The organism is Streptomyces sp. NPDC001153, from assembly GCF_053598315.1.
The window spans coordinates 45,626-64,915 of sequence record NZ_JBSFJZ010000043.1; the positions used below are offsets into that span (position 1 = coordinate 45,626).

Consider the following 19,290-nt stretch of genomic DNA (forward strand, 5'->3'; position numbering starts at 1 on the left):
CCCGAGGGGGAATTCGTGCACGACGATGCAAGCCGATTGCGCCCGCCCGCTCCCGCGCCACCACACGCCCTACATGGGCATTGCTCGTCGGTGATCAACCGGTCGATCAGGGTCAGCTGCCGCGTGGTCTGCTGCTCGACGACGCGGCGGACGAACCGCATGGCTTCGTACGCGGCAAGGAGCAGCGTTCCGACAGCAGTTCGGGCGGCACCGAGGACACCGGCCCCTCTCGGATGCTCACGGCTTCGGGAGGGGCCGCGGACGCTCGGGAGGCGGCGACCCTGGTCCAAGCGTCTGAGGCCGGTCACCGGCTGAGGACAAAAGCGCTGGCCACGGGTGTAGGCGGTCGGCCATGTCCGCGCCGTTGCCGACCACCACGCCCTGGGCCAGAGGCGTCTCCCGAAGTCGCGAACATCGCCTCCGCGCACGACCGTGCGACGCCCGGAGTCACGGCGAAACGACGACGCGACTCGCGTACAGCCAAACCGCAGCATGTCGAGGCGGGTCAGCGGGGAATCGTCGTGCCCTTGGGCTGTCCCGTCACACTGAAGGTTGAACATGTGCCATCGGAGTGTGAGCGGGGGCGTCCGGCCCGGACGAGGCGTTCGAACCGGAGGGGCAGCGCGAGTGCAGAAGGGCTGCTCAGCGTTGATCGGGCCGGAACAGTCCGTCGATGATCCGCCGAAGTACGGCCTCCTCCTGATCGGCGCCTTCCGTCCGCTCGTACTCGGTGAGGGCGACGCCGGCGAGCGTGAACTCGTCAGTGAGTGCCCGCACTGCCCCTAGCAGCTCTTCGACGCCGAGCCCGCCGGGCTCAGGGGTGCCGACTGCCGGGAAGATCTGCGGGTCGAGGACGTCGAGGTCGATGTGGACGTACACCGCCTCGGCGCCGGTGGCACGCACCGCGTCCAGGAGCGGCCCTGGACCAGCCAGCTGCTCGACGCAGAGGTGCCGGATGCCGCGGCGCCCGACCAGGTCCTGCTCACCTGGGTCCAGTGACCGCGCGCCCGCCAGCACCACGCGGTCGGCCGACAGACTCCGCGCGGGCCGCAGGCCCTCTGGCCCGTCGCCGATGAGCGCACGCAACACCATGCCATGGAAGGCTCCGGACGGCGACGACTCCGGGGAGTTGAGGTCTGCGTGCGCGTCGAACCACACCAGCGCAAGCCGGTCCTCGAATACCGAGAGCGCAGCCTCGACCGGGGCGAGGTCGACCGCGCAGTCGCCCCCGACGATCACCGTGAGGTCGCCGGCCGGGACCTCGGCCAGTGCCGCGCGCACCGCTTGCAGATGCCGTTCCAGCACATCGGCGTTCTGTACGCCGCCCCGCGCCTTGCCGACGCCGTCGGCGAGCGGGACCGTGCGCCGCCGACCTGCAGGAATCAGCTCGGCAAGCCGAACTGCCCCCTCGCGCAGCCGAGGGGCTGTAGCCGCCCCCGATCCCTGCCACTGCGCCACCTCGACTACGTGCAGACCCGACACGAACATCTCCCCCCTGGTGATCAAAGTAGCCTATGCCCGCGCCCCGGCCGTCCTGCAAGCCGCGTCACTCAACCTTTGATGACACGAACTGCACGGTGGTCAGACTTCAACGGCACTCGGTGAAGCCTCACCAGCACAGGACATGGGTGGTCGTACGCCGACCGGTTGCCGGTGTGCGGCCGTATCAGAGTTGGATGTCGAGCCATTTCCGGAAGGTGGGACCAGCGAGCTTGGCGTGGGGCTCGGCAGGAACTCGCCGCTGGCCGAGGACGTCGATGGCCGACAGCGTCTCGATGGTGATGCTGCTGGTGCTGGAGACACTCGCGCCGGTCGAGCGGGCGGTGTTCGTCCTGCGCGAGGTGTTCGGCCTGGACTACGACGAGATCGCCGAAGCCGTCGGCAAGAGCCCGGCTGCGGTGTGCCAGCTCGCCTACCGGGCCCGGGCGCACGTCGCCGCGCGCCGCCCCCGCGGCACCGTCTCCGCGGCCGAAACCCGGGCCGTGATCCAGGCCTTCCAGCAGGCGGTTGAAACCGGCGAGCTGCAGCGTCTGCTCGACATCCTCGCGCCGGACGTGGTCGCCCTCAGCGACGGGGGCGGAGTCAAGCGCGCCCTGCTGCGGCCCGTCGCGGGTGCCTACCAGGTGGCTCGCTGCCTGGCAGCCCGGTGGGACAGGCACGGCGTCGAAAGGGCGATCGAGCTGGTACAGGTCAACGGCGCCCCGGGACTGCTGGTACGGGTCAACGACGAGATCCACACCGTCATGGCGGTGCGCATCGACGACGGACTCATCACCGGCCTCTACGCCGTGCGCAACCCTGAGAAGCTCTCGCATGTGAAGCAGGAGACCACCGTGAGCCGTTGAGGCCAGCACACCGGTGCCATGAATGGCTGGCTGCGTAGGTCATCTCCAAGAACGGTTGCTTACGGCCTTCAGGAGCGCTTCACGATCACCGGCGTCCGGAATGTCGGCGGGATACAGGAACACCCGCCACGGGAGCGTACGAGTGTTGCAGGGCGTGGGGGACCGGCACGGTCGGACGGCCAGGACGCGGCAGTGGTTGCCCTCGGTCAGCGGTTGGTGGGGCTCAGCAGCGTGGCGGCCGCGGCGATGAAGGCGACGGATGCTTCCTTGGCCGCGTGCCGCCGGGCGTCCAGCTCGGTCCGGTCGGAGGCCTTGCGCAGCGCGTACGTGGCATCTGCGGCCTGCTGGGCGGGGCCGGCCAGCTCGGGGACCAGGATCTGAAGGCGGATGTGGGGCGCGGTGATTGCCGCCCGGGTGTCGTGGGATCTCGTCTGGGCCTCCAGCTGGTGCTCGGTGCCTGCCTCGGTCAGGGCCAGGCGCTCCCGGTGGAACATCGCCGAGCGGTGCGCGTCCAGGGCGGCCGCGAAGTCGGTGACGGCATCGAGCTGGTCCTGGCGGTGGCTGTCGGCGCGCTCCTCGGCCCGTGCGGTGCGTGCCGATCGGTGCTGGAGGAGTCCGGCGGTCAGGGCACCGGCGAGGGTACCGAGCACGGCAACGATCGAAGGCCATATGGACATCAGGTGTTGGTCCTCTCGGGTAGTCGGTTTCAGTCCGCCACCAGCAGGCAGAAGAGGATCAAAACACGCACTGATGCGTTCCGTGCCATGCTGCAGTCGCTGCGTCGATTCTGTGCGTTGGAGTGAAGTCAGCGGCCCTCCAGCAGCCTCGGCTTGCTACGGAGCCGTCTCGAACTAGGCAGGGGGCGCGACCGGGAGACCGCCGGCGCCGGGGCCGATCAAAAGGTCGACCAGGTGTTGGACACGGGCATGGACCGCCTTCACGAGGTGATCGCGGACAAGCTCGGCGGCGACCCCGCGCTGGAACGGCCCTGAAGGGTGGGCCGGATAGGCTCGCGCCGGTTCGGCTGCGGCTGTCTCGACCGCTCGCGCGCGGCCCGTACGACGCTCCGGTTGGTTCCCTGACCCGCGGACATCGGCGCACGCCGCCCGTCCGTGTGCCTACTGCACGGCGCTTGCACGAGGTGCAAGGCCCACCGACCGCCGGCCGAGCGGCACGGCATGGCAGCACGCCGCTACCAGCACCCACGCCAGCGGAAGCTAACGACGGCCTCGGTCGAGCCGGTTGAACAACTCCTCGAGCGGCTCGCCGATGTCCTGGCCGAACCGGGTAAGGCCATAGGTGACCTGGGGCGGCGTCGTCGGCTCGACCTCCCGCCAGACCAAGCCGTCCTGCACCAGAGCGCGCAGGGTCTGGGCGAGCATCTTCTCGCTGATGCCTTGGATGCTCTCGCGCAGCTCGTAGAACCGCAGGTCGCCGCCGCGCAGGGAGATCAGCACCCAGACGCCCCACCTGCTGGTCACGTGGCTGAGTACATCGCGCGCGGGGCAGTGGGTGTGAAACACCTCATACCGCTTCCCCGACTCGGCCTGCGTCAGCTGCGCGCCTTCCCTCATGTCCGGAGCTTACCTTCAGGTAGGTCCTTTCGAAAAGTAAGCCATTCTCCTAGCGTCATTGCCGCAGTACACAACGGACAAGGAGCTGATCGTGATCGTGGTGACCGGGGCTACCGGAAATGTGGGCCGGCCGTTGACGCGTGCCCTGACCGAGGCGGGCGAGCAGGTGACGGCGGTGTCGCGGCACGCGGCGGCGGTGCCGGACGGCGTCCGGCACATGGCGGCCGACCTGGCCGAGCCAGCGAGCCTCACTCCCGTGCTGGCAGAGGCGCAGGCGCTGTTCCTCCTGCTGTCCGGCGACCTGCACGCCCCCGGAGCCAGGCCGACCGACATCATCGGCCTGGCCGCGGCCAGTGGGGTCCGCCGGGTCGTCCTGCTGTCCTCGCAGGGCGTGGCGACCAGGCCGCTCGGCCCGTCGCGGGTCTCGATGCGCGCGGTGGAGGACGCGTTGCGGGAGTCCGGCCTGGACTGGGCCATCCTGCGGCCGGGTGGCTTCGCGTCCAACGCTTTGGCCTGGGCGGAGTCCGTCCGCATGCAAGCGACGGTCGCCGCGCCCTTCGGCGACGTCGGGGTGCCGGTCGTCGACCCGGCGGATATCGCCGAGGTCGCGGTGGACTGCCTGCTGGACGACCGGCACACCGGCGGGGTGTACGAGCTGACCGGGCCGGAGGTGATCACGCCGCGTCAGCAGGCGGAGACCATCGCCACCGCGCTCGGCTCGCCGGTGCGGTTCCACGAACTCACCCGCCACGAGGCCAAGGTGGCGATGACCCGGTTCGTGCCGGCGGAACTCGCCGACGACACCCTGGACATCCTCGGCGCCCCGAACCCGTCCGAGCTGCGGATCAGCCCGGACGTGGAGCGCGCCCTCGGCCGCGCCCCGCGCCCCTTCACCGACTGGGTCGCCCGCAACATCGCCGCTTTCCGCTGAGACAAAGCTGCAGCGCCCGGCCCGGTCCCGCGCGGGCGACCACCGGATGTCGGCGAAGGCGGGGCGCGCCCGGCGAGCTCGCGTCCCCCCCCAGCCCGCAGCTGGCTCTGCACGTCCGGGCGCTCGTGCACGGCGTGCAGGGTTCGGGCGAGCAGGCAGGCGGTGGTCTCCCCGCCCGTGGCCGGCACGGACAGAATCTGATCGAGTACCTCCGTGTCCTCAAGCGGGCGGCTCGTCGGCAGTAGCCATCACCAAGGACAGCAGGTCGTCCCCTGACGCCCGGCGCGCCTGAAGGCGCATGTCTCCCGACCAGTCCACGGCAGTCCCCTGCGCGCGACGAGATCCGTACAACCAGAGGCCTGATCACGCTTCACTCCATCCACAACTATTGACAATTGCTCCGTCTTCCTCCCGCCACAACCCATGTTCCGACCTGCACACACCAGCGCTCGACGAACTCCGCCGTCGTCGTCGTTCAATGCGGTCCCAACCAAGACTTCCGCCGCCTCGCCCTCTGCCGAGCGGTCACGCAGAGCCCGCTCCACCGTCTCGGCCACCACGTCGTCGGCACTACTGAGGGTTTTTGGTTCGGGGTGACGGTGATCTCGGCGGTGGGTGTATGCCTGGGGGATGCGGTATCCCGATGGGAGTGGTCTGACCGCGGAGCAGCGGGCCCGGCGGGAGCAAGTGCGGTTCGAGGCCGCCGAGTTATGTGCGCAAGCGCTGTCGCCGCCGCAGGTCATGTGGGAGTTGCGGTCTCTCGGCATGCCCGCTGGCGGGACGGCGGTGTGGAGGCCCTGCGGTCCAAGGGGCCGTCCGGGCTTCCGTCACGGATGAAGCCGGAGTGGCGGGCCTGGCTGGCGGTGGAGCTGGAGAAGGGGCCGTCCGTGCACGGCTGGACGGAGGACTGGGGCTGGACGCTGGCTCGGGTCGCCACCGTGATCGCCCGGCGCTTCCACGAGCGCTTCGGCCAGGCACAGAGCTGGAGCATCCTGCGTCAGATGGGCTTTCGGTGCAGGTACAGGTGCAGGTGCGGCGGAGCCACCGACCCCACACCGGCATCGGGGACCGAACACCAGCCAGCTGCGTCACCTGGTTCTGTCTCTTTGGACGGCATCGTGCCCGGATGAGGGTCGCCGCGACGTGGAGAGGGACCTGGTAGGCGATGGTGTCCTCGACCGGCCGAGTGCCGCGAGCACGAACGTGACGCTGATGAGTAAGGCCAGGCGCCGAACTTGCCGACGCCGACCGGCTGCCAGCCGTGCAGCTGGTAGGGGTAACGCCAGGCGCCCACAGAAGTGGCGAGGTTCTCCGCCACCCATAGGAAGAAGCCGATCAGGACGAATGACAGCGCCAGCGGCATGCTCCGCTGTACCCCGCACACCGTGAAGCGTACGGAAGTGCCCGCCGTGACGGCCGCGAGGAGCCCAGCGGCCCGTGGCCGGTAGCGGCACAGCTCCAGGTCGAACAGGTGCCAGGCCCGGCAGACGTAGCTGCCGACGGCCGCGTAGAGGAAGCCCCCGTACAGGGGGACGCCCGCGAACTTCAGCACGGCTGGTTCCGGGTAGCTCCACGAGCCCTGCGAGACCTTCACCAGCTCGGACGCGAGGCCGATGACGTGGCAGGCGCTGAAGACGGCGACGTCCCGTCCGCTCTCCCAGCCGCGCCGCCAGAACAGCAGCGTGAGCAGCACGCCGTAAGCGACGAGCAGGTCGTAGCGGGCCACCGGCAGCCGTGGCAGCAGTTTCGATGCCGTCACTCCGGACAGCAGGGCGAAGGCGCAGGCCCGGGTCTGGTTCCAGGCGAAGTCGAGTAGCCGGCCGATCTGGGAGGCCGGGGGAGCAGCCGGTTTTGTAGTGGGCATGATGAGAAGAGAGAACGCAGGTCTCTCCCCGTCGGTTCGTCGCCCCTTGACCACCAGTACTTTCCTGAGTTTCCGTAACCGCACGGCCTGCTCGGCTTCACGGACACCCAGCCATTTCGGATTTGTGCGTCGGGGAGCAGTGGGCATCGACCTGCCCACAGGTGGTCATCCAGGCAGACGGCCTGCGGATCAACGTCATGCTCAAGGAGGCGTGGCGGGCGCGCGAGTCAGATCCGCTGAAGGGAAAGGCGCGTCTGGGGTGGGCGTGGCTATGAAGCGTCGGCGTAGGCGAGGTGGGTGCCGCAGACGGTGCAGCGGAAGAGCATGGCGCTTGCGCCCTGCCCGAGGTGGGTCAGGAAGTTCTCGAGCTGGGATGCGTCGTGCCAACCGCCGATCCGTAGGTCGGTTCGAAGCTGGTCGAGTGCGTCGGGGTGGGCGGCGAGTTCGGTGTATCCGACCTCGCCGATGAAGGCGGCCGCGTCGTTGCAGTGGACGAGCCAGTGCGGATCCTGCCAGGCGTGGAAGCCGGGGGTGCGGCGGGTGACGTGCTCCAGGGTCTCCTCGCTGACGCCGTCGAGCCCGTATGAGTCGGTGAATGCGCCTTCGAATCGTTCAGCGGCGCTGCCGTCGGCGATGCACCAGGGGCAGAACGGCCCGTTGACGTCCTGGGCTGTGTAGAAGGTCGCGGTGTAGATCCACCCGGTGCTGCGCTCGCAGCAGGCGCAGGTCTCGGCGCTCTCGCGGATGGATCCGCTTGCGACGGGTTCGGGGTGGTAGCGGAAGGAGGGCAGGTTGGCGCTCACTGATGAGCCTGCCTGTGCAAGGAGAGAGCCGCGTCGACGCGGGTGGTCTGCGTGTCGGTGGGCACGCCTGTGGACCTCATGGGTCGCAGTCTGTCCGCAAGGAGTCCCGTGATCAAGCGGCGAGGCCAAACCGCTGCTGGTCCGGGGCGGGGTAGAGGCGTTGGTGTTCGCGTGCGGCGTGGAAGCGCCAGTAGGGATCGAGGTCGCCGTTGGAAACGATGGCGCGCAACCGGAGGACGGTTTCGGCTCCGGGCAGGCCTCAGCGGGCGCCGGTGATATCGAGGCGGTCGGCGATCAGGTGGCGACGGCGCCCTCCACCGCGCCGGTGGCGATCGGCCCCGCCGGTCGAGCGCGGTGTCGTAGTGGAGCTCATCGAGGTGGCCGGTCTGGTAGCGATGGCAGGCGTCGAGGGTCTCGCGCCGGACGGCTGACAGGTGTTCCCGTTTGGCGTGGGCGGTCATCTCGGCGGCGGTGCGAACGGCGTGGCCCGAGAGGATCGCGGTCAGACGGGGCCCGACCAGTCCTCGGCCTCGGTGGTGCCGGGTTCGTGGAAGGCGTGGGCGGCGGCCCAGTGAGCCGGCGGTAGTCGGTCAGCCAGAAGAGGGTGCGTTCGATCACCTACCTGCGACGCCCTAAGCGATCGCTGGACTCGATGCCGTTGCGGGCGATCCGCACTCCGATCCGCTTGCCGCGGCGGATGGCGCGGTCGGAACGGACTTGGAAGTCGGCCCAGCCGAGTTCGTCCTTGATCTGTTTGTCGCTCTTCTCGATCCACGGCCGAGGCCGTGGAGGCGGACGATCTCGGCGAGGTCGGTCGGCGGGTGCGGGCGGGTGCGAGCTGGTGGTGGCGTGGGGTGCGTGGGGGCGGGGCAGGTTGGTGGCCAGGTACCAGGTGGCCTTACTGGCCCAGCCACTGCCTGCCCACGTGCGCGGTGGCCGTGCCGTCCTTGCGGTCTCCGGAATCGTCGATCACGATGATCCCGCCGTCGTGCGGAGCCGTCGCCGGCTCCTCGCGCAGCAGTTCAAGCCGCCGGTCGTTGACCAGCTCAGCCTCCCAGGGTGACTCGGACAGGAAGAACTGCAGCCGCTGCACCCCAGGCATCCCCGCACCCGCCCCCGGTTCCGCACCTGCGAGGCAGGTGATCGTCTTGTTCCGCTCCCGCGGCGCCAGCAGCCCGGTCAAGTGCTCGCGAAACCCTCGCCGCTGGGCCAGGCTGAACTAGATGTCGTCGAACCGGATCACGTAGTTCTCCAACGGCCCCGGCGCGGGCCGACACGGACGACAAGCAGTCATCTTCAGCCCCAAGCAAGGCAGTTGAGCTTGTTGACTCCTCGCAACGGCCTACGGCCAATCCGACCTGCCGTCAACCCGCACCGCCACCCGATTCAACGAACTACCGGTTACCGGTAATGGGACCTGCTCGGTCGTAGAGACTCGGTGCTGGGCTTCCCGGCCCGACCAGGACGCACAGCGGCGATCCGCCAACTCGTCCTCCAAGCCCCCGCCCGGTGATCGCCCGGATGCTCGGCCACAACGACGACATCACAGCCCGGCTCGCTGAAGCGGCCGGAGGGACCTGGAAACGCTGTGCCCGCTGGGATCACGCACGGTGGCCCGCGCTCAGCGGCGGAGTGGGAAGCCGGTCACGCACGACCTTCGTCGTCCCTCAGGTACGCTCCCGCACGCGCCGCAGCCGCAGCGGCCTCGGCGGCTTGGTCTGCGGCGGCTTCGTCGATGTGGTCGCCGGTGGTCAGCAGGCGGTAGTAGAGGGGGGCTGAGACAGCACGGATTACCTCGTGGATATCGGTGCCCTCGGGCACCTCGCCCCGGTCGATGGCCTGCTGGACGCAGGGTGCCCACTCCTCGACGCGGATGTCGTAGAAGCGGTGCAGGGCCTCGGCTGTCTTCGCCTCGCAGGTGGCGGCGGCGATCACTGCCTTGAACAGCGGTCCTTGCCGCGGGTCGGCCAGGGTGCGCTGTACGAGACGGGCGTTGGCTTTGAGGTCGCCGAGCAGCGAGCCGGTCTCGGTCCGTGGCAGTGACTGCTCGGCCATGTCCGTCAGCAGGTCGGCCACCAGGCTGGTCACCGTTCCCCAACGGCGGTAGACGGTGGTCTTGCCCACCTCGGCGCGGCGCGCGATGTCGGCGAGGTCCAGGTGCGCAAAGCCATGCTCCGCCAAGGCGTCCCCGGTCGCCTGCAGGACCGCCGCCCGCACCCGTGCTGTGCGCCCTCCGGGACGGACGGTCCCCGGATCTGCACCCTCAAAGCCCATAACGGGACTCCAGTTTCGTTAATCAGTCATGCCTGCTATGTTGAGGACACGCTAACGGAACTCCAAGCCCATTAGCCAGGTAGGCGACGAGAGAGGAACAGTCATGGAATACAGGCGGCTGGGTGCATCCGGCCTCAAGGTCCCCGCCCTGAGCCTCGGCGCCGGCACCTTCGGCGGCCAAGGGCCGCTGTTCGGTGCCTGGGGCAGCACCGATGCGCAAGAAGCACGCCGTCTCGTGGACATCTGCCTCGACGCCGGGATCACCATGTTCGACACCGCCGACGTCTATTCCGGCGGGGCCTCCGAGGAGGTGCTGGGCGAAGCGATCAAAGGCCGCAGGGACCAGGTGATCGTGTCCACCAAGACCAGCCTGCCGATGGGCGACGGCCCAGGCGATGCGGGCTCCTCTCGTTCCCGCCTGATCACCGCATGCGAGGATGCCTTGCGCCGGCTCGGCACCGACTACATCGATCTCTTCCAGCTGCACGCCTTTGACGCCGGCACGCCGATCGAGGAGGTCCTGTCCACGCTCGACGATCTCGTACGAGCAGGGAAGGTCCGCTACGTCGGCATTTCCAACTTCTCCGGCTGGCAGGCGATGAAGTCCCTCGCGATCGCCGAGAAGTACGGCCACCCGCGCTATGTCGCACATCAGGTCTACTACTCCCTCATCGGCCGCGACTACGAATGGGAGCTGATGCCCCTCGGGCTCGATCAGGGCCTCGGAGCCCTCGTCTGGAGCCCGCTCGGCTGGGGACGGCTCACCGGCAAGGTCCGCCGCGGCCAGCCGCTGCCGGCCAGCAGCCGACTGCACCGCAGCGCGGACTACGGCCCGCCGGTCGAGGACGAACACCTCTACCGCGTCGTCGACGCCCTCGACGAGATCGCGCAGGAGACCGGCAAGAACATTCCACAGATCGCCATCAACTGGCTGCTGCAGCGACCGACCGTCTCCTCCGTCATCATCGGCGCCCGCAACGAGGAACAGCTTCGCCAGAACCTCGGTGCCATCGGCTGGACGCTCACGCCCGACCAGATGGCGAAACTCGACGCGGCGAGCGGCAGGACAGCGCCCTACCCGTACTTCCCTTACCAGCGCCAGGAGGGCTTCGCCCGCCTCAACCCACCAGTTGTCGCGCCGCGGCCTGCTGCATGACATCGGCGTCAAGTAGGAGAAGCGGGCGTGTCGTTCACTGGTCACCGCATCCTCGCGTCGGTCCTCTCTCCATGGCCGATCTTCGTAGATCACATGCCATTAGCTCCGCAGCTGTACTTGGCGGCGTTTTCGTTGCGTGGGGGAGATGTTGCGCGGTGCCGAGGGGCGCCCTCATCTCCGCCACAGGTGGGCGTACCTGCGGTTCCCTTGATCCAGAGTGTCGGTGCCCGCGGGTGGGTTGCCGCCGATGCGGGTTTCGGCTGCCGAGCGTCCTGATCCGTCACGCTGTGTCGAAGTCCGACCGGGGCCGGACCTCCACGACGAAGTCCGCATCCTCCATCTGGCCCGCCTCGTCGTGCCAGAGGAAGACGCGCACGTGCATCGCGTGGTGAAGGCCGGTCCTCTCCCATTCGGTCATGAGGTCGGCGACGATGCGGCCGATGGCGTGTTTGGCGCCTTCGTCCGTGTCGGCGGCGGTGATCACGCCGTGCCATTGTTCGGGGTCGCTGCCGTAGGGGCGCCAGCCCTCGGACCCGTGCGGCTCGAACACCCGGTAGGTCCAGTCCGTATTGGTGTTCATAACACCGATCGTGTCACCGCAAGGAGCCTCATGCGCCGTATCGGATCGACGCCCGCCGAGCGCGGGTCCGTCGGAGCGAACAACTGCCCGGATGTCGTGGAGCGGGACGACGGCGACTTCTTTGTGATCGGGAGGCTGCATCTCCTGACCGAGCCGGAGGCGGAGCGAATGAACGAGCTGGGCGTCTCGATCGGTGAGGGTGAGTCCCTGGTCTTGGTGCCGCGCGACTGCATCCTGGCCGCCGCGAAGCAGCTGGCGTTTGAGGGGGTCGCCGGGCCGGGTGGCACGTAGCGGCCGGGGTCACCGGTCGGAGCGGGGCGGCCACAGGCCGTTCAGGAGGCCGGGTCGGTGGTCCTTCGCCGGGTCTCGCGCAGGTGGAGATCGACGTACCGGGCGAGGGCCAGCGCGTCCTGCGGCTCGTCGGCCTGGAAGGAGACACGGCGCAGCAGTCGCACGCCGTCGAGCGCCACACCCTCGCGGGCCAGGACGAAGAGGCAGGTGAGGAGGGCGGAGCGGCCGTTGCCGTCGTCGAAGGGGTGGAAGAAGCAGACGTCGAGGAAGGCGCGCGCGGCCCGGGCGGTCAGCGGCAGGGGCCGGGCGGCGTCCTTCGCGCTCTCGGCCAGGCAGGCGTCGAGGCGGGCGCGGGTGTCCGGGCCTATGCCGTACCGTTCCCGGCCGCCCTTGGCGAAGGCGGCCAAGGTGCGCAACGGCGGCGGCCCGGGCGTGCCGAGGACGTGTCGTTGCCAGCCCTGGATCAGGTCGAAGTCGAGCCGGGCGCCGCGCGCGGCGTCGGCCCGCATCAGCTCCAAAGCGGTGAGCAGGCCCTGTCCGCGGGCGGGGTCCAGGATTGCGTCGAAGGTGCGGATCTCCTCCGCCGCTCCGTCGCGGGACGGCGTCACTGGTCCGTCCCCGGTGCTGTCCTGGGCCTCCTGCCACGGCACGGCTTCCCGCACCGCGAGCCAGCGCTCCAGGTGGTCGGGCAGCGGCGACTCGGCGGACCGGGCGTCCGCGTGCGGCCGCACGGAGGCCGCGAGCCGCTCGGCGATGTCCTCGACCAGTACCGGGTCGGGGCCGGTCCAGCTCTTGAACCGGCCGCCGATCGCCCGGTCCACCAGGTGCTCGGCGTCGTCGGCCGCGACGCCCCAGCGGGTGAGGAACCAGCTGAGTACCTGATGGCAGTGCCCGTACCAGGCGCTGCCGCAGCCGGTGCGGTCGGTGACGTGCAGGATCAGGTTGTGGGCGGTGCGGTCCCACAAGATCCGCTGGTCGTCGATGTCGGCCAGGTCCAGCGGGTAGGCCTCGAATCGTGTGGCCAGGCTCTCCAGCCACTCACGCCACTCGCGCAGCGCCGCGGTCACGCGATCGAGGGTCTCGTCCGGGGTGGTGACCGAGTGCTGGGGGCAGCACCAGCTGCCGACCGGACCCCCGTCGAAGTCCCCTTCGTCGTGCGCCCACCGCCAGCCGGCGACCCAGGGGCCGTAGTGCTCGGCCAGTGCGTACGTCATGGCGTCGGACCATGGTCTGGCCTCGTCCCAGCTCCATTGGTGCAGGGCCCGGTCACACGGTGGTACGTCGGGGCGTCGGGGCACCCGCCCGGCCGGTCTGAGCGATCTCACCACCCGCGCCGCCGATTCTCTGTCGAACGGATGACGGGCGGGATCCACCTCGTCCCAGGTCAGATTGCGGGGGGACATCTCCGTGATCACCGCGCAAGTTTCTCCGCCCACCAGCACCGGTTCAACCCGATTACCGATCGGTTGCCCGAACCCGTTTGAACCGCGCCCCCGGCCCCCGGCGGCTTCGTCGAGCGGGTCGCGGCCACCGCACGCTGCGCCGCCCACGCGGGCGTGTACCTCCTGCCCGTCGACCGTTCCCGCTGCCCCCTCAGCACCTGCCTGATCGCCGCGACCACCCGCTCATCGGCCCGCCCCCCGCCGCTCCCTTACTGCCCGGCCGTCCACCAGCCCCCCCAGGCCCTCGCTGCGGTAGCGGCCACGCATGCGCCCTGCCGTCGCCACCCTCGCCGACCAGCCCCGCCGCCGCCAGCAAACTCGACGCCGACCTGTAGGCATACAACAGGGCGTTGTCGTAGCCGGGGGCCAGTCCCCAGCCCTCCCAGTCGAGCAAGGCGGCGTCCTGGGTGAGGTTGGCGGCGTGGAAGTCGCCGTGTGCGCAGTTCCAGTCCGCGATTCGAGGGGCGGGCTGGCCGGTGTATTTGGGGACGGCGCGGTCGATCCATTCCGGCCGTACGGCCGGTGGGCGTCGCGGCGATGGCGGACAGAGTGCTGCGGATCATGCCGAACCAGCTGTCGGTGAGCTTGAGTTCGTGCCGCAGAACGGGTCGGCGGACAGCACGGGCTCATCGACGTACGCCGTCAGTTCGGCACGGTAGGCGTAGCCGTCGGCGGTGTGGTCGTGTAGGACGTACAGGGCGGGCTTGTGGACGGCGGGGAACGCGGTGGCGGCCCGCTCTGTGCCCTCCCAGGGTTTCTCCGCCCTCCTGGCTGGCGGGTACCGACAACGGGCGCAGCCAGCACGTGCCGTGGTCGGGGTGGCGGAGGCGGTGGCTGAGGGGGGCGAGTACATCGAGGGCCGTGATGAGCGTGGCGGGAGGGATGGCGGACGCCCCGGTTACGGCGAGCACGTCGTCCCTGTCTGCCGACCGGCTCGTGCACAGGAGCACCTTTGCGACACCCGGGCACGAGGCTGCGGCCGCGAGGCATGCCGCGGCGACGTTGGCGCCGTCCTGGACGAGCGCGGCGATCTCCGGAGTGGCCAGGGTCAGGAGTTGCCCTCCGGGCAGCGGGGCGGAAGCGTGGCACTTCCCACCCGCGGTCAGCCGCCTGGGTGATCGGCCCCGTCCCGTTGACTGCCTCGCCGAGATGGGTGTCCATGACCAGGCAGGCAACTGCAGGACGCGCAGGTGATGTGCGCCGGTAGTTGCTCTGCGCAAGGAAAGTGCAGGTCAAGACCTTGATCGTGCCTTCCGTCTTCTGCCTGGTTGAACATAGGATCAGGCCGCTACGAATGGGGAGGAGCTGTGGAGAGCGGGTATTGCGGTGTGAAGACGGTCGCCGTGCAGGCGTGCGAAACCTTTCTCGCCCCCACCGCTGGTTGCCCACGCCCAAGCCGGGCTTGGTGTGCCGGCGTGTGATCAGAGGCCGAACGCCGAGTTCGCGCACCAGTGGTGGGCTCTTATGTGATCTCACGCGGTAGACGTGTCCGTTCCATGGATCCCCAGTGGCGTTGCTGATCGGGTGGCCGTCCAAGATGTCGCCGCTTGAGTGAGGAATGTGCGGGGAAGGGATGTGCGCGGTGTTTGAGCCGGTGTTCTTGCGGCGGGGGCTTCAGGGCGTGGATCCCTGGCAGGTTGAGTACACGGTGGTCGATGTGGAGACCACCGGTTTGTCTCCCGCGCGCGGCCACCGTGTGTGTGAAGTCGCGGCGGTGCGGCTGCGGGCCGACGGCACCGTGGTCGAGGAATTTTCCACCCTGGTCGACCCACAGCGGCCGATGTCGCGGCAGAACCAGTCACAGCACGGCATCAGCGAGAACGACGTCGCAGAGGCACCACTGTTCACGCAGGTCGCGGGGACGCTGCTGCGGCTGATGCGCGGCTCGCTGGTGGTGGCGCACAAACTGGCCTTCGACGCCTCGTTCCTGGAGGCCGAGTTCGCGCGGGCCGGAGCCGCCAGGCTGCGGATGGCCGGCTTGTGCACGCTGACGGCGTTCCGCGCCCAGACCGACCTGCGTGGCTACACTCTTGCAGGCATCGTCAAAGACCTCTCCGGAGGCTGGCCGTCCCACGGCCACGCGGCTTTGGAAGACGCCCGCAACACGGCCCGGGCCCTGAGCACGCTGCTGGCCACTAGTCCGCAGCCGTTGAGATTGACGGGCGGCCCAGCCGGAGCGCTTCCGGTATGGCCCGAGGCCGTCCGCAGCCGGCCGCGCATCGCGGGGGCACCCGGCAGCCGTCAGGGCTGGCCCGCGCACATCCACGCGGCGCTGCCGAGTGGCAGGACGGTGCCGCGGGATCCGGCAACCGCTGGGGAATACCAGCGCGTGCTCGAAGGCCTCGCCATTCAGGGACGCTTGGCCGGCCATGAGGCACAGCGACTTGTCACGTTGGCCAGTGCAGCCGGCCACCATCAGACCTCGGTGCGCCAGACACACGCCGCCGTGTGGCAAACGGTGCGCTCCCGTGTGCCGGACCCCTCGCCGCGAGCCGTCCGGGAGCTGACCGATGTGGCGCGGCATCTTGGCGTGTCGGATCTTGCCGCCCGTGATCTGCCCAGCGTGGGGGACGAGCTCAAGGGGGTGCGCATCGTGCCCGTCGGCCAGGACGCGTCTGTGCGCGACCTGACGGCCTGGGCCGAGCGGCACGGGGCCACGATCGGTGTGCGGCCCTCCAAGACCACCCGACTTGTCATCGCCACCGACCCGGCAACGGTCCCCAGCCCCAGCGTGGTGACCCAGCACCGCCTGCCCGTACTGGCACCCGCCGCCGCCAGACGGTGGCTCGAGCAGCAGATGAAGCCCGCCGCGCAGCCCGCTGAGGCGGTCGCAGCCTGTGGTCCGCTGGTATTCACCGGCCCTGGTGCGGGCCCGGTGTGGCGTCTGCACGAGCTGCCTGACGAGCTGACCGCAGGCACGTTCACCGCTTCGGTCCGGTGGCTGGTCGAACAGTCAGCCGACCCTGAAGCGACCTTCGTCCAGTTCACCCGTGGCCGAACGCCCCGACTGATGGTCGACAGGTCCAAAGCACCCCACGGAAGCGAGCAGACTCTCGACGATGCCCTGGTGGATCTACGCCAGGCGGCCGGGCTCGCGCTCACCGTGAAAGGACGCTTCCGCCGCGTGGGACGGAAAGCAGGAGCGGCCCCAGTGCCTCTCCAACCCTCGCATGGCGGCACACCGGCCGCTCACTCCAGGAACCCCGAGTCTTACCAGAACATCATCTCCCAAGCGCCTCATGGGGACCACAGGACCACCACTGCCGCCTTTCTGGCGTCACCGGGAGAGCCAACCCTGCATCGCCGCCGCACGGCCGCGTCCGCTGCGGCAACGGCGGTCGCCGGTGAGGGCCATCAGCGTCGGCGCCGTCAGTCGTTCTCTGCGCACTTCTGGCTGTTCTGCTTGACGGGGGGCATCGGCAACATCATCTACGCGGTGCGTATCAACAACTGGAACAGGGCGCGCGGCCTGTGACGTACGGTTGCGCGCTGGCCGACTTCGCATCGGTGGGTTGGACAGGACGAAGCAGGTTTCATGCGACGCGGGCCGATAGCTGCCGCTCGGTCAGCAACTGGGCCAGCGCGTCGGCCTCCTCCTCCGGCAGGGCGATGGCGGCCAGGCGGCGGGCACGGTGACAGCCGGGTACCACACGCGCAGCACCTCGTTGGATGCCGGATCACCGGTGGCCCAGCGCTGGACGCTGCCGCGTCGGGCAGCAACAGCAGGACTCCCTCGGCTTCATCGCCTGAGCTCGTGGACGATGCGGGTGCGCATGCCGGTGGCCGCTTGGCGGCGTGCCACGGTGGGATCTCCGGCGGGGCGTCCCTTCCTGCCCTGCGGTGCGGCACCGGCCAGAGGAGGCCAGGCCTTCATAGCCTGGCGGCGCTGGACGAGGTCCCGGGTCTCGTCGCGCTGGTACTCGCGCCCGTCGGCTGTCACCTTCTTGTAGCGCAGGAACTCCTGCTCGGCGACGGTCGAGAGGTTCTGGGCGCAGTGGAGGAACATCGTCGGGTCGTGTGGCCCATGCAGCGCATCGCGACGTGCAGGGGGACGCCGGCGTTGAGCAGGCTGGTCGCACAGGTGTGGCCGAAGGCGTGGGCCGGGAGATCCTGACCCGCTTGCCCTGCTCGTCGCGCAGGTCGATGCGCTGGGCGAACTCGGCGAACTTCGCGTGGACCGTGGACTTGGGGAAGTTCCGGTCGCCGTTGCGGTAGTGCTTCCTGCCGAGGAAGAGGCAAGCAGGGGCTGCGGCTCGGCGACTCCTTCACCCTGACCGCGGCGGACGGCCGCCAGGAGCGCGTGACCCCTGGTCGGGGAGATCCTGGCCGGCCCGGAGGACTCGATGCGCGCGGACTGGTCGACGGTGACCACTTTGGCACCGGACGCGCAGGCCAACCAGTAGTGGGTGCGCCTCACCCGAGGCGCCGAATTCAACGCCTACACGAAGGCCGTACAAGCCGTCGACCCGGTGCTCTACCCGACAAAAGACACCATGCTGAACACGGACGCCGTGACCGTCATCAGCTCCGCCTCCGCGCTGACCTGATGCTGACGCTGGTCGCCGCGATGGGCGTGTTCAACAGCGTCGTGCTCAACGCACGGGAGCGCCGGCGCGACCTCGGGATGCTCAAGTCCATCGGCATGACGCCACGCCAGGTCACAGTGATGATGGTGGTGTCCATGGCCGGACTCGGGCTGGTGGGCGGGATCCTGGGACTGCCGCTCGGAGTTGCGGCATACCATGTGGTGATCCCGATCACCGAGTACGCGGCCCAACTCACCTTCTCTGCTCGGATGCTGGACGTGTGGCCCCCAGGGGTGATGACGTTGATGGTGCTGGCCGGGGTGGCGATCGCCGCACTGGGTGCGGTGCTGCCGGCGCGTGCGGCGGCCCGGCATACCATCGCCGCCCGCGTCCTACACACCGAGTGACGGCAGGCGGTCGTCCCTGCTGCGGCGTCGACGCGTCAGACGAGACCTCCGTCGGCCCCAGCCTCACTGCGTCGGAGGCCAAGACCGCGTCAGCGTGCGCGTGCCAGAACTGAAGGCATGTATGGGGTCGGGTCCCTCATGTTGGGGGATCCGATCCCGTTTCCGTCGTGGACAACGGCCAATCTCAAACCCCGTCCATAACTTCGGCTCCGCCGCCCACCCGGCGCGCAGGGCAGGGCTTTCGACGGCCACGGTCGAAATCGGCTCGGGCAAGGACCACGTCATGCCGTGATGCCTTCCACGTCGATCACCGGCAGCCCTGCCGAGCAGGGAGCAGTCGCCCGGCAGTCAGTCACTGCAGTCCGGCGCCACGGGAGTTCTGCCGATGAGTTTCCGGTGGTTGTGCGGTCTACCCGTCGACGAAGGGAGCGCACCATGCGCGAGATCATCATGTGCACGTTCCTGACGCTGGACGGCGTCATGCAGGCGCCGGGCGGCCCGGACGAGGACGCTCAGAGCGGCTTCGAGCACGGCGGCTGGCAGAAACCGGTGGCCGACGATGAGGTCGGCACGGCCATCGCCGGTTGGTACGAGTCCTCTGACGCGATGCTGCTCGGCCGTAAGACGTACGAGTTCTTCGCGGCGTACTGGCCGACCGCCGATCCCGACAACCCGTTCACCAATCGGATGAACAGCATGCACAAGTACGTGGCGTCTCGGACCCTGACGTCCGTCGAGTGGCAGAACTCCACGCTGCTCGAGGGCGACATCGTCGAAGCCGTACGCAAGCTGAAGGTGTCCGACGGCGGCAACATCAACGTCGTCGGCAGCGGCGACCTCGCCCAGACCCTCATGCAGCACGGCCTCGTCGACGAGTACCGGCTGACCATCCATCCGGTGATCATCGGCACCGGCAAGCGGCTGTTCGCCGACGGAGCGATCCCCACTGCGCTGGAGCCGGTCAGGGTCTCGACGACGAAGGGCGGCACCATCGTCGGCGCCTACCGGCCGCAGGGTAAGCCCAGCTACGACAGCTACTAGTGCCGCACCGCTACTGACGACGGCGCTTTGATGTCGTCTCGCCGAGGTTCACCGTG

General features: G+C 69.2%; 16 protein-coding genes and 6 pseudogenes. 10 read left to right on the plus strand and 12 right to left on the minus strand.

Annotated features, from left to right (window positions below):
* Positions 1-642 precede the first annotated feature (642 nt).
* Positions 643-1,482: an arginase family protein gene (locus tag ACWDEN_RS37015; RefSeq protein ID WP_450862305.1), complete on the minus strand. Its 840-nt coding sequence runs from the start codon at positions 1,480-1,482 to the stop codon at positions 643-645.
* A gap of 275 nt (positions 1,483-1,757) precedes the next feature.
* On the opposite strand from ACWDEN_RS37015, the pseudogene ACWDEN_RS37020 reads away from it, so the two are divergent.
* Positions 1,758-2,345 (plus strand): annotated as a pseudogene (locus tag ACWDEN_RS37020) (sigma factor-like helix-turn-helix DNA-binding protein); the annotation flags it as partial.
* A gap of 206 nt (positions 2,346-2,551) precedes the next feature.
* On the opposite strand, the gene ACWDEN_RS37025 reads toward ACWDEN_RS37020, so the two are convergent.
* Entirely contained in the window at positions 2,552-3,022 is a 471-nt protein-coding gene (locus tag ACWDEN_RS37025; RefSeq protein ID WP_351607244.1) for a hypothetical protein, read from the minus strand.
* A 153-nt stretch (positions 3,023-3,175) separates the two neighbouring features.
* Between ACWDEN_RS37025 and ACWDEN_RS37030 the strand changes: the two genes are divergently transcribed.
* On the plus strand, positions 3,176-3,337 hold the full coding sequence (locus tag ACWDEN_RS37030) for a hypothetical protein (RefSeq protein WP_450862307.1): 162 nt from the start codon (positions 3,176-3,178) through the stop codon (positions 3,335-3,337).
* 225 nt (positions 3,338-3,562) lie between these two features.
* Here ACWDEN_RS37030 and ACWDEN_RS37035 read toward each other — a convergent pair whose 3' ends face one another.
* Positions 3,563-3,919: a winged helix-turn-helix transcriptional regulator gene (locus ACWDEN_RS37035; protein ID WP_450862309.1), complete on the minus strand. Its 357-nt coding sequence runs from the start codon at positions 3,917-3,919 to the stop codon at positions 3,563-3,565.
* A gap of 91 nt (positions 3,920-4,010) precedes the next feature.
* Between ACWDEN_RS37035 and ACWDEN_RS37040 the strand changes: the two genes are divergently transcribed.
* Together ACWDEN_RS37040 and ACWDEN_RS37045 are read left to right on the plus strand one after the other, a co-directional pair.
* Positions 4,011-4,850, plus strand: a complete 840-nt coding sequence (locus ACWDEN_RS37040) for an SDR family oxidoreductase (RefSeq protein WP_351607315.1) — start codon at positions 4,011-4,013, stop codon at positions 4,848-4,850.
* Between the two features lie 630 nt (positions 4,851-5,480).
* Positions 5,481-5,899: pseudogene (locus tag ACWDEN_RS37045) on the plus strand (winged helix-turn-helix domain-containing protein); the annotation flags it as partial.
* A gap of 39 nt (positions 5,900-5,938) precedes the next feature.
* On the opposite strand, the pseudogene ACWDEN_RS37050 reads toward ACWDEN_RS37045, so the two are convergent.
* The 6 genes and pseudogenes from ACWDEN_RS37050 to ACWDEN_RS37075 all read right to left on the minus strand — a co-directional run bounded on the left by ACWDEN_RS37050 (position 5,939) and on the right by ACWDEN_RS37075 (position 9,791).
* Positions 5,939-6,714, minus strand: a pseudogene (locus ACWDEN_RS37050) (DUF817 family protein).
* Between the two features lie 269 nt (positions 6,715-6,983).
* Positions 6,984-7,517, minus strand: a complete 534-nt coding sequence (locus tag ACWDEN_RS37055) for a CbrC family protein (protein WP_351607252.1) — start codon at positions 7,515-7,517, stop codon at positions 6,984-6,986.
* Between the two features lie 112 nt (positions 7,518-7,629).
* Positions 7,630-8,088: pseudogene (locus tag ACWDEN_RS37060) on the minus strand (ISKra4 family transposase); the annotation flags it as partial.
* Positions 8,058-8,207 (minus strand): annotated as a pseudogene (locus ACWDEN_RS37065) (IS5/IS1182 family transposase); the annotation flags it as partial. The pseudogenes ACWDEN_RS37060 and ACWDEN_RS37065, both read right to left, overlap by 31 nt.
* A pseudogene (locus ACWDEN_RS37070) lies at positions 8,208-8,811 on the minus strand (transposase); the annotation flags it as partial.
* A 350-nt stretch (positions 8,812-9,161) separates the two neighbouring features.
* The gene (locus tag ACWDEN_RS37075; RefSeq protein ID WP_450862311.1) at positions 9,162-9,791 is read right to left on the minus strand and encodes a TetR/AcrR family transcriptional regulator C-terminal ligand-binding domain-containing protein; all 630 of its coding nucleotides are present in this window, start codon (positions 9,789-9,791) and stop codon (positions 9,162-9,164) included.
* A 103-nt stretch (positions 9,792-9,894) separates the two neighbouring features.
* Between ACWDEN_RS37075 and ACWDEN_RS37080 the strand changes: the two genes are divergently transcribed.
* On the plus strand, positions 9,895-10,947 hold the full coding sequence (locus ACWDEN_RS37080; RefSeq protein WP_450862313.1) for an aldo/keto reductase: 1,053 nt from the start codon (positions 9,895-9,897) through the stop codon (positions 10,945-10,947).
* Positions 10,948-11,227: 280 nt separating this feature from the next.
* Here the strand turns inward: ACWDEN_RS37080 and ACWDEN_RS37085 are convergent, their stop codons facing one another.
* Positions 11,228-11,527, minus strand: a complete 300-nt coding sequence (locus tag ACWDEN_RS37085; RefSeq protein WP_351607264.1) for a hypothetical protein — start codon at positions 11,525-11,527, stop codon at positions 11,228-11,230.
* A gap of 30 nt (positions 11,528-11,557) precedes the next feature.
* Between ACWDEN_RS37085 and ACWDEN_RS37090 the strand changes: the two genes are divergently transcribed.
* On the plus strand, positions 11,558-11,818 hold the full coding sequence (locus tag ACWDEN_RS37090; RefSeq protein WP_351607266.1) for a hypothetical protein: 261 nt from the start codon (positions 11,558-11,560) through the stop codon (positions 11,816-11,818).
* A 41-nt stretch (positions 11,819-11,859) separates the two neighbouring features.
* Here the strand turns inward: ACWDEN_RS37090 and ACWDEN_RS37095 are convergent, their stop codons facing one another.
* Positions 11,860-13,032, minus strand: a complete 1,173-nt coding sequence (locus tag ACWDEN_RS37095; protein ID WP_450862316.1) for a Fic family protein — start codon at positions 13,030-13,032, stop codon at positions 11,860-11,862.
* A 1,810-nt stretch (positions 13,033-14,842) separates the two neighbouring features.
* Here ACWDEN_RS37095 and ACWDEN_RS37100 point away from each other — a divergent pair.
* Positions 14,843-16,735 carry a 3'-5' exonuclease gene (locus ACWDEN_RS37100; protein WP_450862318.1) on the plus strand — a complete coding sequence of 631 codons (1,893 nt, stop codon included), beginning with the start codon at positions 14,843-14,845 and terminating at the stop codon, positions 16,733-16,735.
* 264 nt (positions 16,736-16,999) lie between these two features.
* On the opposite strand, the gene ACWDEN_RS37105 is transcribed toward ACWDEN_RS37100, so the two are convergent.
* Positions 17,000-17,266: a hypothetical protein gene (locus ACWDEN_RS37105; RefSeq protein WP_351607272.1), complete on the minus strand. Its 267-nt coding sequence runs from the start codon at positions 17,264-17,266 to the stop codon at positions 17,000-17,002.
* 400 nt (positions 17,267-17,666) lie between these two features.
* Between ACWDEN_RS37105 and ACWDEN_RS37110 the strand changes: the two genes are divergently transcribed.
* The 3 genes from ACWDEN_RS37110 to ACWDEN_RS37120 all read left to right on the plus strand — a co-directional run bounded on the left by ACWDEN_RS37110 (position 17,667) and on the right by ACWDEN_RS37120 (position 19,234).
* Entirely contained in the window at positions 17,667-17,807 is a 141-nt protein-coding gene (locus ACWDEN_RS37110) for a hypothetical protein (protein WP_450862320.1), read from the plus strand.
* On the plus strand, positions 17,807-18,193 hold the full coding sequence (locus tag ACWDEN_RS37115) for an FtsX-like permease family protein (protein ID WP_351607278.1): 387 nt from the start codon (positions 17,807-17,809) through the stop codon (positions 18,191-18,193). The genes ACWDEN_RS37110 and ACWDEN_RS37115 overlap by 1 nt, the downstream gene beginning before the upstream one ends.
* 435 nt (positions 18,194-18,628) lie before the next feature.
* Positions 18,629-19,234, plus strand: coding sequence for a dihydrofolate reductase family protein (locus tag ACWDEN_RS37120; RefSeq protein WP_450862322.1), 606 nt, complete (start codon positions 18,629-18,631; stop codon positions 19,232-19,234).
* The last annotated feature ends 56 nt before the right edge of the window (positions 19,235-19,290 follow it).